Here is a 16,104-nt window from a genome sequence, read left to right on the forward strand (position 1 = left end):
TTGTTGTTTCAGTTTCTAGGCCAGCAGGTCAAAAATTGATTGCGGCAGTCGAGGGCGCGCCGCCTGGCGCTGGCGTTGAGCAGTTCGCAACATGGTATCTCATAGGTCTGCTCGTCCCACCAGACGTCCTCGTATGTACCCACAAACGTCGGGTGGTTTGGAATTTCCGTCGGTGGCAACCAAAAGTGCTAAGCATTCCCGGTTGATAGATCCTGGCTATCAGCTGCCGTGGGCCGAGGCCGCGCGATTGTCGGGGTGATTTCGACAGTCATGAGAGCAACAAAGGGTTACACGAGCAGCTCGACGTTGTACAGGCTCACTTCGTAATTCGCCAAGCCGGCAAAAGTACGCGCGCCGCACATGGACGCCGTGATGGCCGTACCGATTCCAGCGGCGGTGATCTGCGATGATCGGTGGACTGGCGATCCGAGGTAACGCTCAGGTCGACTCGTGTCTGATGGCTGCGATCAATTCCCGCGGTTCATAGGGCACCACGATATATCGACTTGCCCCGCTGGCAATACCCAGGGCGATATCCCGTGCCGTAATGAAGGCGGCAGAGATGTGGATAACGCGAATCGCGCTCATCACGGGGTCCATCTTGATCCGGCGGCATACCTCTATGCCGCTCATGTCCGGCAACCTGACATCCAGGAGAACAACGCCAGGCCGCAGCTCGGCAGCCATACTGAGGGTGTCTGCCCCATTGCTCGCTTCCTCGACGACGAACCCCGCATTGCGCAGCAGGCGCGTCTTGACGTAGCGCGCCTGCTCATGGTCGTCGGCATTCAATATCAGCATTTCTTGGCACCGAAGCATATATGGAAGAACAATTGTAGCAGGACTGGCAACACGGCGACGTGGTGCAGAACTGTGCTGAAGATTGTCGAATCGCAATTTCGCCGTCAGCAACTTCTGAGATGGATCGGCAAGCCTTACACCAAAGAAAGCCTGGCCAGGAAGATCCGGCATGTGCTGGCGAACGAGAAGCAGCGACAGGTCGCCGGGCCGACGCGGTTCGCAGCCGGCGGCGAGGTCAAGCCAGCACCAACGGATCAAATCATGAGGGTTCTGCTGGTGGAGGACGATACCGACATTCGCGACAACACGCGGGACATGCTTGAATGTCTGGGTTACGAGGTGATTGCCGTCGGCAGCGCGGAAGAGGCACTGGCAAGACTCGCGCTCGATATTCAGGTACTCGTGACGGACCAGCAACTGCCGGGTATCCAGGGGAGCGATCTGGTGCAACTGGCAAAAACCCGCTTTCCTCACCTGCGCGTGCTGATCGCAAGTGGCTTTGGCAGTGTTGCACGGTTGGCGGACGTTAACTCGCTACCGAAGCCCTACACGCTTGAAATGTTACGAACCGCGCTACAGTCGGTTGGAGCAGTAGTCTGAAAGAATCTTACGGTGCTCGACTGAAATATCCGTAATCGAAAGCCCAGTTAGCCATGCGTCTCCGCTGAGACGGGTATGGACGACGGTGGCTGCCAGAGAGAGGTTTGCTGTCCTGTTTCCGGCAAACATCGTAAACGAGACCTCCACTTTCGTTCTGTCGGGTAGCGGCAACGGCATACGGACGGCAATCCCGTGCGCACTGACGTTCTCGGTACGGATATCGTAGGCGAGGCTGGCACCTGCGACGCGGACGATGGCCCGCACCCGCAGGATCCGGCGTTCATCCTGGCGGTTTTCTGGCAGTGGTTGAGGAAGTCCCATGACGTGGCTAAGCGGTCGCTTCAAGACAGGTGTACCGCATGGTAGAGTAATTACCTCTGTGAAACAAGAATTATCTTGGGGAAACTATGCTAGCCATCGGTGCCCGATATCCCGGCGCCTCATTGGTTCCAGCCCCCTGAGCCCGCGGGTTGCAGCCATGCTCCGGACAGGCCGGATCGCGCGCGGGCAGCAGTGCCGAGAATCCGCATGCACGGCATTGGCGATCGACGCGCCGTACTACGCTGCGGCAAACTTACGGGAGCCTGTATTGCCGCCACCGCATATCGTCCGGAAGACAGCTGGAAGGCGGGCGGGGAGACTCAGACATGGCTGGAACCGCTGGAAGCCGGTCGAATTGCCTGTTCAATCGCACTGGTAACATCTTCGATCGGTACCGGTTTCGTCAAGTGTCCGTCAAAGCCGGCCTCCCGCGCTTTCTCCCGGTCGCTCGCCTGCCCGTATCCGGTTACCGCAATCAGCTTGATCCCGGACGTGGCAGGCGTGCCTTTCAGGCGGCTGGCTACTTCATGCCCCGATATGTCTGGAAGGTCAATGTCGACCAGAGCAACGTCGGGGGTGATTGCCAGTGCGGCCTGGATACCGCTTTCACCATTCTCGGCGGTATGGACCGTAAACCCGAGTTCGGAAAGCATCATGGAGGTCATTTCCCTGACGTCGCGATTGTCTTCCACGATGAGCACACTGGCGTTCCCGGATGCCGCTATCCGTGGCCGCGATGGCGCTGCCGTTCCTCGGCTGGCCAGGGGGAAGCGCAGCGTGAAGGTGCTGCCCTGGTTGATTCCTGCGCTGTGCGCCGTCAACTGCGCTCCGTGCAGCATGGCAAGTGAATTGACGACCGCCAGGCCGATACCCAGGCCGCCTTTCGCGCGGTTGATAACTTTGCCTTGCGTAAACACGTCGAAGGCTTTATCGATCAGGTCCGGCGACAGGCCGATGCCGTTATCCATTACTTCCAGGACCGCGTCCTTGCCCTGGATGGCCACGGTAACGGTGATCGACCCGCCTTCGGGGGTATATTTCAGCGCATTGTCGACCAGGTTGGAGACCATCTGCTCCAGACGCGTAGGATCTGCCTCGATCACCGCGGAGTGCAGGACGGCGTGCAGCACGTGTGTGGTGGTAGCGCCGCGTGCCTCGAACGATGCCAGGCAGGACTCGACGACGTCCCGCAGATCCGTCGGGGCTCGGGCGAGCTTGATCTTGCCACTAAGGATACGATGTGCATCGAGCAGTTCATCGACAAGCTGGCTCAAGTGCTGCGTCTGTCGCTGCAAGATGGCTTTCACCTTGGAAAGACGTTCGCCGTCGATGCCAGGCATGTTCAGCATGGTCACGCCCGATGCTATCGCGGCAAGAGGATTGCGTAATTCGTGGCCGAGCATTGCCAGGAACTCGTCCTTTGCCCGACTCTGGTCCTCGGCGGTCTTGCGGGCGTGTTCCGCATGCATGCGGGCGGTCCGCGCCTCTTCCAGGCTCTGCTTTCTTGTCAACTCCCCGGCGACCAGCAGGTGCCCGGCACGATGCAAGGCCATCTGGAGGCGGTTCATCTCCTCCACGCGCAGGTCCAGGAGAGGGGGGATGCGATATTCCGGCATCGCCTCGGCCGCAGCGCAGGCCTGATCGATCGCGCCGATCAGGCGGCGGCTGAACAGGATCGCGCCTCCCATGGCCAGGATAATGGCAATGATGAACCCGCATGCCGTCAGCGCCACCGAGTGCACTGCGATACTCTCGATCTCGGCTACAGGTACGCCGACACCGACCGACCAGCCGGTAATGGAAGAGCGCTCCCAGGCGCCGTACATTTCAATACCGTCACGGGTGTAGGCGCGCGAAAGCCCTTCGAAATTGGCCAGGATGGTGCGCAGCCGTTCCGGTCGCGGAGGGGTGCCAATGAATTTTTCCGGACTGATGTTGCGTGCGAGCGTGATACCTTGCCTGTCGAACACCGAGATCAGCCACGAAGCAGGGATGTGCTTGGTAGGCAGAAGCTTATTCAAGTGGTCGGTGAACATCCATTCGTTCACGACAAAACGTCGCCCGTCCCGGATAGTGACGGGATACTCGACACTGACCACGAACTTGCCCGTTGCGCTACCCTTGATGAGGCCGCTATATACCGGTCGGCCGCCATCGATTACTTTCTTGACACGCGCCCGTGCAAGCGCGTTTGGCGCAGGTATGCGCGTGCCGAACGGACGGACAGTATTGAATACCTGCTGCCCGAACTCATCGATAAGAGCGGAGTTGACGCCCCGATCCGTATTGACAGCTTTCGCCTGCGCATAGAACGCTTCGAAATTGCCTTCATGCAAGTTCCGGGACGTGCTCAAAGCGTGGGCGGTCGCCATGGCAAACGTCATTTCCCGATCCATCACGTTCACGGATGCCCGCGCCAGTTCTTGCATGCTGCGCAATGCCGACTTGCGTTCCGCAGTCAGCAGCAGATCAAGTACGGCTGCCGAAAACAGGACGGTTGGTAGCAATATGGCTACAACCAGCCATGCAATATGAGTTCTGACCTTCATGGTGCGCAGAGACATAGTCAGTTAAAAAAGAGACATTATTGCAGGGCTCCAGCCTTTTCGGTTAGGCAATTATATGGGTCTCTGCATCTCCAGCCGCCTGAAAGCTGGCAACTGCCGAGGCAACGGAGTTGCCAATACACAACATATTCCAGCGGGCATGCAAAACGCTACGAAATTAACGAAATTGAGTTGACGTGCGGCAATATTCGATGCAACATCACTCTGGTTCGTCAAATTAATCAAATTGGGTCACAAAATGTTGTCACTGAATAAAATTTCTGTACGCACGCTAATGACGTGCACGCTCATCGTATTGATTGTGCTGGCGATCGCCGCAGGTACGGCCGGCCTTGGCCTGACACGGTATGCCGTCAACGCACTCCAGCAGATTAACTTGTCCGATGTCACCGCACTGGCGACGGTCGACAAGATCCGCCTACACATGGAAACCAGTCGCAGCCAGGTATTGCAGGCTCTTCAGCATAATCCGGCAACGGAGTACGCAGTGATGCACGATCACCCGCTGGACGTCCACTACGGTGCGATCGACCGGAACGCTGCCGATATCCGCCAGCTCTGGGAGACATACCGGGGCAATGTCACGTCGGATGAAGAGAGATCCCTTGCCGACAAGTGGTTCGAGACAAGCGGGAAGCTCGGCACCGAGAGTACCTCTTCCGCGGCGCGCGCGATCGGAGCCGGTGATTGGGATAAAGCCCAGACGATTTTGATCAAGACGATCAATCCCACCTACCGTAACGCCGACGCCGACGCGAAGCGGCTGACTGCCTATTTGCACGAACGCGCCGAGCGCAACCGCTTGCTGATCGATTCCCGCATCAGTGCGGCCGCGGTGTGGTTGAGCGGAGGTTTGCTAACCGCCTTGATTTTCAGCATCGTTGCAGGTCGATTCATGACCACCACGGTCAGCCGCTCGCTTGATGAAGCGCTGACGGTTGCCCGTCGCGTAGCTGAAGGGGACTTGAGCGTCCGTGCGGAAGTGCGTGGCAGCAACGAGTTTGCGCGCCTTCTGGCATCCTTGAACACGATGAGCGAGAAGCTGTCGACGATCGTCGGGCAGGTTCGTGCTGGAACGGACGGGATTGCCGCAGCTTCGGCACAGATTGCAGACGGTAACCGCGATCTGTCCGTGCGCACCGAACAGCAGGCTGCCTCGCTTGAAGAGACCGCATCGGCGATGGATGAACTTACTGCAACAGTCAAACAGAATGGTGAAGGCGCACGCGAAGCCAGCCGATTGGCCAAGCTTGCCAGCGACGTGGCGAACAAGGGTGGTGCCGTTGTCGCGAACGTCGTGACGACGATGGCCACGATCGACAGCAGTGCGCGGCGGATTGCAGAGATAACCGGCACGATCGACAGCATCGCATTCCAGACCAATATTCTGGCGTTGAACGCCGCGGTGGAAGCTGCACGTGCAGGAGACAACGGGCGCGGCTTCGCCGTGGTGGCATCGGAGGTCCGCGCACTGGCCCAGCGCTCGGCGCTGGCGGCGAAGGAAATCAAGGAACTGATCGGGGACTCGCTCGCGAAGGTCGACGCCGGCAGTGTCCTCGTCGCGGAAGCTGGCCGCACCATGCATGACGTGGTCGGCAATATCGAGTCGGTGACGCGGATCGTGATGGAAATCAGCGATGCGAGCACCGAGCAGGCACAGGGTATCGAACTGATCAATCGTGCGGTATCCGAGATGGATGCTGGCACTCAACAAAACGCTGCGTTGGTGGAGGAGGCATTCGCCGCGTCGGCGGCCTTGCATGAGCAAGCCGCCGAGCTGGCGGCACAGGCAGCAGTCTTCCGGATTGAACAGAAGCAGCCGCCGTTGCGGCAACAAAAGCCGACGCCGCCACGAGCAGGACGATCAGTACTGATGCACACCGCGGCGTGTTGAAGGACCGGCACGTGCCCTGCGGTGCTGCTGGCAGATTGCGGCTACCACGCCGAACGTAGCGGTAGGGCCGAAGCCCGGCTGGCCAGGTCCGGCGGGCAGCACTTGCGCTTTCGAGCCAGATGACCGACTTTGCGCACGCCATCTGGCAGCGCTATCCCGACACTCCCCGCCCGAATCGGACTGCGACGAGCAGCCACGAAGTCGGGCGCGCTGTCGAATTCGGAACGCCGATCCCATCGAACTGAGCCCCGACGGCAAGCATCTTTACTTCGGCCCGCCGAGCGGTCCGTGGTCGCGTCAATCCCGGCGCCAGCATCCAACGCTTCCGGGCGGCCATGGTGGAAGCCTGCGACTTGGGCGCGCTCAGTGCATACGGGAGTTTCCCTGCTGACCTTGTCTCGCGTTTGCCTGCAGGCAGCCATTACCATGTTTGCGTGTGCCTTCACCTCCGCGCCTGCAGCGGACGAGGAACCGATCTCTACCGATCATCCGGATTTCCTCGAATCGAGTGACCAATTACGCAGCCCTGCAACAAGCCATGGCCCGGGTAATGCCGGATGCCGAGGCCTATCTGGCCAGTGATGATCTCACCGGCCGAATTCATTCCGGTCGCCGAAGAGAGCGGTGTGATTGTCGAGCTCGGACAGTGGACGCTGCGTGCCGCGTGCGCTCAATCGGCGCAATGGTACAGCGAGGGGCGTGCCGGTTGTGCCGTGGCGGTCAATGTGTCGCCCCGGCAGTTCCTCCATGGCGACATCGTCAATGCGGTGAAGATGGCGCTGGGCGAGAGTGGACTACCTGCGCACCTGCTTGAACTCGAGTTGACGGAATCGGTCGCCGTCCGCGACGTGGACCGCGCCGTCAGTATCATGGGCGCATTGAAACAGCTGGGGGTGTTACTAAGCATTGATGATTTCGGCACAGGGTACTCCAGTCTGTCTTACCTATTGCGCCTGCCGATCGACAAGCTCAAGATTGATCGCGCTTTCATCTCGGCGCTGGCGGAAAACCAGCGCGCAAGAGCGATCGTCAAGGGCGTGATCGATATATGCACGGGACTTGGCATCGATGTTGTTGCGGAAGGGGTGGAGACGGCAGAGCAAGTCGCCTTGTTGACGGAACTGGGCTGCTCGGAAATGCAAGGATTCTACTTTGGCCGGCCGACTGCGCCAGACCACCTGAATACCGTGCTGACCGTGCCTGCCGCGATCGCATGACCCCGATTGTGCTTCGTCTTCCCGGCGCACTGGTTTGCGGCTGCCGCCATCACCCTTGCCCTTGCGGTCTCGGCGCAAGGGCGAGCAACGCCCCGAGAGCAGTGCGGAATCGTGTCTGCATGCCCCTGCTGGACTGCCTGATCAACCTGCATCGCCTGGCTGTGGGCCTTCCCATCATCGTTTACCGCGACGCCATGCCGACCGCCGTTGAACGTTCCAGCGTGAGCGCGGACCGCGTCGTGGGTGCACTCCTGCTTGGCTTGGGGATCAACACCATATTGGGGTGGTGCTTGCGTGTGCCGGCAATGGTTGAAATCATCCGCGGTCTGGTCCCGATGGTGTTCAACACCGGGTTGTGCTTTGCGCTGACGGGACTGGCGCTGTGGTTGAACAATCGGGAACGCCGCCTGCCGCGGACCTTGATCGGATGGGTCTTGCTGGTGCCGTGCACGCTGACGCTCGCCGAGCATGTCACCGATGTCAGCCTCGGTATCGACATAGCTTGAGTACACCACTGGTCTGACTATGGCAATACCCGGCCTGGACGGATGGCGCCCAATACGGCACTGGGGTTCATGCTGATCGGTTCCGTGAACGTCGTGCTCCATAGGGTCGACAGCCGCATGTCGGCTTATACCATCGTAGTCCTGACGTTCTGCATCCTGGCCATTGGGCTGACGGGGCTGTGCGGTTATCTGCTGGCGCCGGATCTTCTGTTCGGTTGGTCGCGCTCGGCTCGCATGCCCATTCATACCGCGTGCGGCATGATCGCGGCAGCGGTTGGCATGTGGGCCGGCTGGTCCCGCATGCACTGGTTCAGCGGTTCCGCCTTTTTCACGGAGGCGGCAAAGGTCCGGCTGCTGGGTACGGCATCCTGCTGGTCGTCACTACGACAGTCGGGCTGACGGGGTTTGCACTAATGCAGGAGTCGCTGGAAAAGGCCATCGAAGGCCGTCTGCGCACGGCGGTGCAAAGCCGCAGTGCGTGGCTGACCACGATCAGAAGACGGGTTCGGTCCTGGCACAAGGGGCGGCACACCCGTGACGAAATCTCCGCCGGCAGGGCGCACAGATGCGTTCTCTTGCGTCAGTTAAATGAACCTCTGCGTTCCCGTCATGCGCGGTACCGTCGCTGCCCCCGCGGAAGTCAAGGCCGCGAAGGCGGCAAAGTCGGGACGGGTGGGAAGCCGATGAAGAACCTGCTTGCATGCTCGCTGGCGGCCCTGGCGCTGCCGGCATTGGCCACGCCGGTCGACATCCGCCTGTGGCGCCACGACACCGGCGATGCCGAAATGGCGGCCGGCAGGGCGGCCATCGAGCGCTTCAACCGCTCGCAAGACCGCTGGAAAGTGGTGATGGACGCCATCCCCAAGGCTCGTATACCGAATCGAACACCGTCGCCTCGCTCGTCGGCCAGCTGCCCTGCGTCATCGCCGTGGACCAGCCGACGGTGCCGAACTTCGCCTGGGCCGGCCATATCCGCCCGCTCGACCCGCTGCTGCCGCCGGCTGCCGTGGCGCCCCTGCTCGAAGGAGGGCGCGGCATGTACAAGGGGCACCTGTACAGCGGCGATACCGGCAAGGGGGGCGATGCGTTGTCGAAAGGGCATATATCAGGTATCCTGACATTGGCATTCCTGGTCGGGTGGACGCCGGGTCGCCAGTTCCTTGGCAACCTGGCCGCGTCCGAACCCGTCCAGTTCGACGATTCGATCAAAGTGGAGGAGACATGAAAAGATACGTGGGTATCGCCGTCATGCTGTCGTCATTCGCCGCGGGATCGGGCCCGGCATGGGCTGCGGACAAGGAAACCTTTGAACCACCGAAACCGAAGCTGGACTATCTGGCGCGATTCACCGTGGATCTGGAAGCGCCGATCTGGGAGCTGGGCGCGACCAGCGATCTCGGACGCCGCCGCATCATTCCGATCACGAGCGGCAGTTTCGACGGCGCACGCCTGAAGGGAACCATCCTGAACAACGGGGCGGACTGGCAGGTCGTCACAGCGCAGGGCGTTGCGATCATCGACACGCGTTACCTCCTCAAGACCGGCGATGGAGCGCTGATCTACCTGCAGACCAAGGGTTTTCGCTACGGTCCGGCCGATGTGATGGCCGAAGTCGCCAAGGGCAACCCGGTCGATCCGGCCAAATATACGTTTCGCGTGACTATGAGCTTCGAAACGGCCGACCCGCGCTATGCGTGGCTCAACCGCGCCATCGGCGTGGGTGCGGCGATGCGTCTCGGTACCGCTGTCGTGTACGACGCCTACCTGCTGGAATAGGGTGGCTTCCCGCTTCTGGGTGTCGATGGCGGCAGACCGGGGCATCCTTGTCAGTCGGGGAATTCGGTATCCAGGAACAGCGCTTCCACCTGCGCGCGTGCCCATGGCGTGCGGCGCAGGAATTTGAGGCTGGACTTCACGCTCGGCTCGCTTCGAAAGCAATTGATGTCGATGCGGCGACCCAGCTCGTGCCAGCCATAGTGCTCGACCAGCCGGGTGAGCAAGGATTCCAGGGTGATGCCGTTCAGGGATTGCACACGCATGTTCGGGGAGAGTCGGGGGCGGAAAGGCCGCCAGTATAGCCGCGATGGCCCTGTTGGTGCCGTTCGGTGCAGGGCGATCGCCGAGTCCTATTTGTCCGAACGGAGCGGCCTTACCCAGACATTGCGGAAGCTGACCGCATCGCCATGATCCTGCAGCTTGATCGGCGCGGGACCATGCTTGCGATAAGACGGCTTCCCCGCATAGACCGACTCTCCCTGGACCTCGACATGGTTCTGTACCAGCACGCCGTTGTGCAGGGCGGTGACGTACGCGGGCGACAGCAATGCGCCATCGGTGGCGAAGCGCGGCGCGGTCCACACGACGTCATAGGTCTGCCATTCGCCGGCCGGGGCGCAGGCGTTGACTAGCGGGATGTGCTGCTTGTAGATGCTGGCCGCCTGCCCATTCGCATATGTCTTGTTGTTCGCACAGTCGAGGATCTGGATCTCGTAACCGCTGTCGATGCCGGTAGACGCCAGGAACAGGCCGCTGTTTCCCTTGCCCTGGCCGCTGCCCTTCGCCGATGCCGGCACGCGCCACTCCAGGTGAATCTGGTAGTCCGAAAACAGCCGCTTCGTCTGGATGTGGCCACTGCCGGGGCGCACGGTCAATACGCCGTCGCTCACGAGCCAGCCGGCCGGTTGACCGGTCGACGTCGTCGACACCCATTCGCGCAGATCCTGCCCGCCGAACAGTACGATCGCATCCGATGGCGCGCCGGAGGAGGCGCCCGGGACGACGCGCGGCGGTTCCGGTGCCCATACTTCCGTATCTTTCGGATCCGGCTGCGGCTGGCTTTGGGCCGAGGGGGAAAACAGCGTCAATAATCCGGTAATCGTCGCAACAGTCTTCACGGTCATCGTTCGTCCTATGCAAGGCGTGGCGCCCGTGCAGGTTCAAGTTGGCATGCCAGGCAGCGCCATGGCTCTCCGGCGCCGCCGCGCCAACGGCGGCGACTAGCCACGTGGCCGTGGCGGTAGCGCCACAGGCTTGCCACACCCGAAGCATCGCATACCCTGCCGGGGTTCTTCCGTTCCGCCAAGCGAATTCCACTCGCGCCCGCACCCCGTTCTCCAGTCGCCGCTGTAGTCGGGAAGGGGAGTCCAGAGGCAGCTCGGCCCCGTGGAGGGCTCCAGCGCGGAGGCATTGCCGGACGAAGCCGAAGCGCCAGGATGCGCGTCCGCGGTGCCGATCACGCCCAGCAGCCGCACGGCGCGATCGCGTGCTTTCGCCGCGGCCCCGTCGGCGATGTTCCGGGCGGCCTCTAAGGCGCGCCGGGTCGGCGAAGGGAATGCGCCGCCGGCAGAGCACTGCGTGATGGCTTCATCAAGTTCCGCATTCATATGCCACCTCGATATGTCAGGGAGTTCAAGCAATCTTGCCCCCATCACGGCAGCACCTCAAGCGAAATCGATGGTCCGCCGCTCCCGGTGGCTGCGCAGCGCCAGTTCGATCACGCGGATCACATCCACCGCCTGCTCCGCCGCCACGGGCACTTCCGTGCCTTGCGCGATCGCTTCGTGCATGCCCTGGTAGAACGCCTCGTAAGCGCCGGGGAGGGTGGCGACACTGCGGCGCGAGCCGTCGGCAGCGGTGATGGTGGCGTAGCTTTCCGGATTATCGAGGCCCCAGCCCGGATCGCCGGGCCGCTTGCCCGCCTTCAGCGCATCTTCCTGCGGATCGATGCCATGCTTGACGAAGCTGCCCAAGGTGCCATGCACCTGGTAGCGCGGTCCGGGAGCGCGCACCAGCGCGCCGGCATGCAGCACCGCCATGGTACCGCCATGATCGAGCACCAGTTCGAATGCGTCTTCCACTTGCGCACCTTCGCGTTGCGTCGAAAGGTGCGCTGTCACCGAGCGCGGTACGCCGAACAACTGCAACGCCTGGTCGATCAGGTGCGAGCCGAGGTCCCACAATACACCCGCGCCCGGCTGCGCCTGTTCCTTCCATCGCACTTTCACCTGCGGCGCATAGCGGTCGAAATGGGCACGGAAGGTGTGTATCGCGCCGAGCTCGCCCGATGCCGCGGCTTGGCGCAGGGTCAGGAAATCGCCATCCCAGCGGCGGTTATGGTAGACGGCCAGTTTCAGGCCCCGCTCCTGCGCCAGTGCCGCCAGTTCCTCGCCTTCGGCGGAGGAGAGCACGAACGGCTTGTCCACCACCACGTGCTTGCCGGCCAGCAGCGCGGCCTTCGCCAGCGCGTAGTGGCTGGCATTCGGCGTGCACACCACGACCAGCGCAATGTCGGGATCTTCCAGCATGGCCTGCGGCGTGTCGTCGCGCAGCACGCCCGGGTACTCGCGCAGTGCTTCCGGCGTCGCGCTGCGGCTGGCGACACGGGCCAGCCGCAGTCCCGGCACGGCGGCGATCATGGGTGCGTGAAAGACGGAGCCGCCCAGGCCGTAGCCGATCAGTCCCACTGCGTATCGTTGCATCGTGCATTCCTTGTCTGTCATATCGTCCGCCGCGTGCAGGCGGATACAACAATGCCGGGCCGGGGGAAGGGAAGGGGCCTGTCATAGCCGCACGCATGTCGGCGCCGGGTTGACCCGCGTCGAGCGTCGACGCGTCCCCGGATTGGCATTTTACAAACTATTGCGTCGTGGCGGAACTGCTCGGCAAGACAAAGGACTACCCGGCCGCGCAGCGACCGGTCCAGGTACCTGTTCCAGTCGCTGCACGCCCGGCGGTATCCGCGGTCGAAGCTGGCGGGAACGCGCGGCCCCGCGCCGGCCGGTCAGTTCCAGCCGCCGGCGTTGCGGCGGTAGTCCAGGCGCGACGGCCGGGCGACTTCCGCTTGCCTGCGCAGTGCAAGCATGGCGCGCTCGCGGGAGGCGGACAGCAGCGTGCGGATGATGGTGGCGAGGACTTGTTTCATGGTGCGACTCCTGCAATGACGGTAACGATCGCGATGCGATCCTTCCGTTATATAGGTGAGTCGCGCAAAGTTCCAATTCTATGAGGCAATATAAGTCATGCGTTTCATGAATGTCTCCGCCATTCACGTAACGGCTTCACCCTTACTTTTCGTTGACCGGCTCTCCAGCCGGCGCAGGCACAGCGCCGCCCCGCAGGCGATCGCGCCGCCCGCGGCCAGGATGGCATAGGAGGCCGCCCAGGACCCGGTGCCGTCGAGCGTTACCCCGAAAGCGGCCGGGGCCAGCGCCCCGGCGCCGAAGCCCAGCACGGAACGCACGCCCATCACCCGCCCCAAGCTGTCCGCCGGCACCGCTTCGGTCATCGCGGCCGACAGCGCGCTCGAGTCGCCCAGGATGAAAAAGCTGCCGATGGCCGCCAGCACGACCGTCCACGCCGGGGCCCAGTGCGTCGACCAGCCCATCAGCAGCGAACACGCCGCGCCGGTCGCGGCGACGGCGACCAGCACGTTCGAGCGGTTCCACCGGTCCGACAGGATGCCGATGGCCGGCGTTGCGAGCATGCCCGACAGGTGCGCGACGGCGCCGACCAGCAGTGCCTGTGCCAGCGGGTCGAGGTGCAGCGGCCGGAGCGCGGTGGCGAGCAGCGACGGCGTCCATGCGTAGCTGCCGAGCAGTTCCCAGCAGTGCGCGACGTAGGCGACGAGCAGGCACAGGGCGGCCGGGCTGAACACCGTTTTCCACTGCAACGGTGACGTGGACGATGTGGCGCCATTGCCGCGACGCGCCGGCACGGGCATGCCGGCAAGGCTGACGTGGCCGAGTATCGCGCCGGCCAGCACGCCCGCCGCGCATGCCGTGAACGCGGCCGTCGGGCCCCAGGTCTGTGCCGCCCACAGCGAAAGGGATACGGAGAGCAGGTAGCCGAACGACCCCGCCGCCAGCATCTGGCCCATCGCACGGCCCCGACGCGATGCCGGGCTCAGTTCGGCGGCGAGCAGCAGGGCGGGGGCATAGGCGCCGCCCTGGGTCAAGCCCACCAGCACGATCAGCACGAGCGCGCTCTGCGGCGAGCGGGCGAAGGCGGCGAAGCAGGCGAGGGCAAGCGCGCCTGCCCACGTGCAGCAGAGATAGACCCGCCGCGCACCGAACGTATCGGCAAGCCATGCGGCGGCCAGCAGCGCGATGGCGTTCGCCAGGTTGAACGCGGTCTGTATGGTTCCCGCCGTCGCGGCATCCATGTGCCAGGCCTGCTGCAGGACGGGCAGGGCGCCGGCGAACGTCATCATGCCCATGCAGGTGCCGGCGCGCCCAGCGCACAGCAACGGCAGGCGGCGGGCCGGCGAGGGCGTGCCGGCGGCCCGGGCGGTGTCCATCGAAGGCGTCATGTTCTCTCCACGTCATGTTTGCGCATGCTACGGTCCCGCCGGGGCGCTGACGAACGATGGATCTTTTCGCGCTTTTCCGCACCTGGAGGCGGGCCGGCTGTTCGCGCCGTTTCCGGACATGCTCGTCGAATCCGGCAAGTACTACCTGTTGACCCGTTCGGGAAGCATGACGGATGCCGCCTCGGCCGTGCTGTCATGGCTGGCGGCACTGGGTTGCGGTGGAGATCACAACACCACGAACAGCATCCACACCACCACCGGCGCCACCAGCGTGACGATGCCGCCATAGATCATCAACTGGCGCAGGAACACGTCGCGGTCGATATGCTGGGCGCTGGCCAGCACGAGGGCGCCATTGGTCGAGAACGGGCTGACGTCGACGATGGTGGAAGCGACCGCCATGGCGGCGATGAAGCCGATCGGATCGACGCCGGTGCCGTTCTGCAGGAACGGCACGGCCAGCGGGATCAGCGACCCCAGCACCGCCGTCGACGAGGCGAACGCCGACACGATGGCGCCGACGAACAGCAGCAGCAGCGCGACCATCATCGGGGAGGTCAGGCTGGCGACGCTGTCGCCGACCCAGGTGATGGTGCCCATCTTCTGCATCACGCCCACATAAGTGCTCACGCCGACGATCAGCATGATTTCCGGCCACGATACCTGGCCGATGGCGCGCTTCTGCACCTGCGGCGACATCAGCGAGATCAGGAGACCGATGGAAATGGCGACGAAGCCGATATCGAGCTTGTACAGCAGCGTCAATACCGCCAGCGCGAGCAGGCCGATCACGGTGACGATCTGCTGGAACGTTGCCCCGTCATTCGCCCCGGCGCCTGCCGTGCCCAGGGCACCCGCACCCGCGCCACCAGCCGGGCCGATGGCGCCGACGGCCGCGCCGGAACGCTCGCGCGTCAGCCGCTCCTCGCTGGCCGCCTCGCTTTCGGCGTCGCCATAGATCTGCGGTCCCTGTGCCGCGAAGGCGACCGTGGTGCCGTACAGTGGCCCCGGGGTTCCCCGCGAGGCTGCATTCGGCACCTGCTGGCGCATCAGTTTCATGCCGCCGAAGACGAAGAAGAGCAGCAGCGACACTGCAAAGTTCACGCCCAGGCTGACGAACGCGGTCGTCAGCTCCGAGATCGGCAGGCCGGCCTCGTTCACCACCTTGTTCGTGATACCGCCATAGATGCTGATCGGCGAGAAGCCGCCGCCCTGGGCGCCGTGGATCACCATCAGGCCCATCATCAGCGGATTGATGTTGTACTTGGCGGCGAAACCCAGTGCGATCGGCGCGATGATGGCCACGGCCGCCGGGCTGACGGCGCCGACGGCGGTCAGCAGGGCGGTGATCGCGAACATTACCCAGGGAATCGCGGCGATCCGCCCGCCCACCGCGCGAACGGCCAATCTCACCAGCCAGTCGATGGTGCCGTTGTTCTGCGCTTGCGCGAACAGGAAGGTGATGCCGACCAGGGTGAGGAACAGTTCGGCCGGAAAGCCGGCCATGATGCCCTTGGCCTGCAGGCCGGCGACCAGCGTGCCGACCAGGAAGGCGCCGACGAAGGCGATAACGCCCATATTGATGGGCAGGGCGGTGGCGATGACGAACATCAGCGCCAGGACGCATATGGCAATCAGGTGAGTGGACACGGCAGCGCTCCAGGAAGGGCGGAGCCGGCCGGGCCGGCTCGCGGGTGATACGTCTCCATGCATGTCCCCGTCCCGACATGGCGCCGTCGAGGGGCACGCTCTCTTGTAATCTTGTACACCTAAGGTATCGGGGAAGGGGGCGGCGATCAATTACTACTGTCGGCCAATGTTTACTCTGGGAGGAAATGATGTGGCGGCCCCCGGGGCGCGGGCGGCACGGTGTTTCACTGCTCCGCTCGCT

The 16,104-nt window shown here is 63.1% G+C and carries 16 protein-coding genes; 8 read left to right on the top strand and 8 right to left on the bottom strand.

Translation table 11 applies throughout. The features are described from left to right. Positions 1-438: 438 nt before the first annotated feature. Positions 439-801: a response regulator gene (locus tag V6Z91_RS19145; RefSeq protein ID WP_338759726.1), complete on the bottom strand. Its 363-nt coding sequence runs from the start codon at positions 799-801 to the stop codon at positions 439-441. Between the two features lie 72 nt (positions 802-873). On the opposite strand from V6Z91_RS19145, the gene V6Z91_RS19150 reads away from it, so the two are divergent. Then, a complete protein-coding gene (locus V6Z91_RS19150) occupies positions 874-1,401 on the top strand; it encodes a response regulator (protein ID WP_338759729.1) in 528 nt (175 codons plus the stop codon). Between the two features lie 641 nt (positions 1,402-2,042). Here the strand turns inward: V6Z91_RS19150 and V6Z91_RS19155 are convergent. After that, complete coding sequence (locus V6Z91_RS19155; protein ID WP_338759732.1) at positions 2,043-4,286, bottom strand: ATP-binding protein; 2,244 nt, start codon at positions 4,284-4,286, stop codon at positions 2,043-2,045. Between the two features lie 241 nt (positions 4,287-4,527). Here V6Z91_RS19155 and V6Z91_RS19160 point away from each other — a divergent pair, with 241 nt between their 5' ends. From V6Z91_RS19160 to V6Z91_RS19185, 6 genes are all read left to right on the top strand, one after another. Next, a complete protein-coding gene (locus V6Z91_RS19160) occupies positions 4,528-6,183 on the top strand; it encodes a methyl-accepting chemotaxis protein (protein ID WP_338759735.1) in 1,656 nt (551 codons plus the stop codon). A gap of 581 nt (positions 6,184-6,764) precedes the next feature. Then, on the top strand, positions 6,765-7,400 hold the full coding sequence (locus tag V6Z91_RS19165) for an EAL domain-containing protein (RefSeq protein ID WP_338759738.1): 636 nt from the start codon (positions 6,765-6,767) through the stop codon (positions 7,398-7,400). A 119-nt stretch (positions 7,401-7,519) separates the two neighbouring features. Then, positions 7,520-7,906 (top strand): hypothetical protein, encoded by a 387-nt coding sequence (locus V6Z91_RS19170; RefSeq protein WP_338759741.1) that lies wholly within the window; start codon positions 7,520-7,522, stop codon positions 7,904-7,906. Between the two features lie 69 nt (positions 7,907-7,975). Beyond that, positions 7,976-8,305 (top strand): hypothetical protein, encoded by a 330-nt coding sequence (locus V6Z91_RS19175; RefSeq protein ID WP_338759744.1) that lies wholly within the window; start codon positions 7,976-7,978, stop codon positions 8,303-8,305. Between the two features lie 529 nt (positions 8,306-8,834). Next, positions 8,835-9,131 (top strand): hypothetical protein, encoded by a 297-nt coding sequence (locus V6Z91_RS19180; protein ID WP_338759747.1) that lies wholly within the window; start codon positions 8,835-8,837, stop codon positions 9,129-9,131. Continuing rightward, a complete protein-coding gene (locus V6Z91_RS19185) occupies positions 9,128-9,682 on the top strand; it encodes a DUF3237 domain-containing protein (protein WP_338759750.1) in 555 nt (184 codons plus the stop codon). The genes V6Z91_RS19180 and V6Z91_RS19185 overlap by 4 nt, the downstream gene beginning before the upstream one ends. A 50-nt stretch (positions 9,683-9,732) precedes the next feature. Here V6Z91_RS19185 and V6Z91_RS19190 read toward each other — a convergent pair whose 3' ends face one another. The 5 genes from V6Z91_RS19190 to V6Z91_RS19210 all read right to left on the bottom strand — a co-directional run bounded on the left by V6Z91_RS19190 (position 9,733) and on the right by V6Z91_RS19210 (position 14,213). Continuing rightward, positions 9,733-9,945 carry a VF530 family protein gene (locus tag V6Z91_RS19190; RefSeq protein WP_338759753.1) on the bottom strand — a complete coding sequence of 71 codons (213 nt, stop codon included), beginning with the start codon at positions 9,943-9,945 and terminating at the stop codon, positions 9,733-9,735. Between the two features lie 87 nt (positions 9,946-10,032). Next, positions 10,033-10,806, bottom strand: a complete 774-nt coding sequence (locus V6Z91_RS19195; RefSeq protein WP_338759755.1) for a DUF1080 domain-containing protein — start codon at positions 10,804-10,806, stop codon at positions 10,033-10,035. Positions 10,807-11,346: 540 nt separating this feature from the next. Beyond that, positions 11,347-12,384 (bottom strand): oxidoreductase, encoded by a 1,038-nt coding sequence (locus tag V6Z91_RS19200; RefSeq protein WP_338759758.1) that lies wholly within the window; start codon positions 12,382-12,384, stop codon positions 11,347-11,349. A 302-nt stretch (positions 12,385-12,686) separates the two neighbouring features. Then, positions 12,687-12,827 (bottom strand): hypothetical protein, encoded by a 141-nt coding sequence (locus V6Z91_RS19205; protein WP_338759761.1) that lies wholly within the window; start codon positions 12,825-12,827, stop codon positions 12,687-12,689. Positions 12,828-12,950: 123 nt separating this feature from the next. After that, positions 12,951-14,213, bottom strand: coding sequence for an MFS transporter (locus V6Z91_RS19210; protein ID WP_338759763.1), 1,263 nt, complete (start codon positions 14,211-14,213; stop codon positions 12,951-12,953). Between V6Z91_RS19210 and V6Z91_RS19215 the strand changes: the two genes are divergently transcribed. Further along, positions 14,212-14,502, top strand: coding sequence for a hypothetical protein (locus V6Z91_RS19215; protein ID WP_338759765.1), 291 nt, complete (start codon positions 14,212-14,214; stop codon positions 14,500-14,502). The genes V6Z91_RS19210 and V6Z91_RS19215 overlap by 2 nt on opposite strands. Here V6Z91_RS19215 and V6Z91_RS19220 read toward each other — a convergent pair. Then, entirely contained in the window at positions 14,439-15,863 is a 1,425-nt protein-coding gene (locus V6Z91_RS19220) for an SLC13 family permease (protein WP_338759767.1), read from the bottom strand. The two genes, V6Z91_RS19215 and V6Z91_RS19220, sit on opposite strands and share 64 nt — an antisense overlap. Positions 15,864-16,104: the final 241 nt, after the last annotated feature.

Source organism: Massilia sp. METH4 (genome assembly GCF_037094685.1).
Classification (GTDB): domain Bacteria; phylum Pseudomonadota; class Gammaproteobacteria; order Burkholderiales; family Burkholderiaceae_D; genus Rugamonas.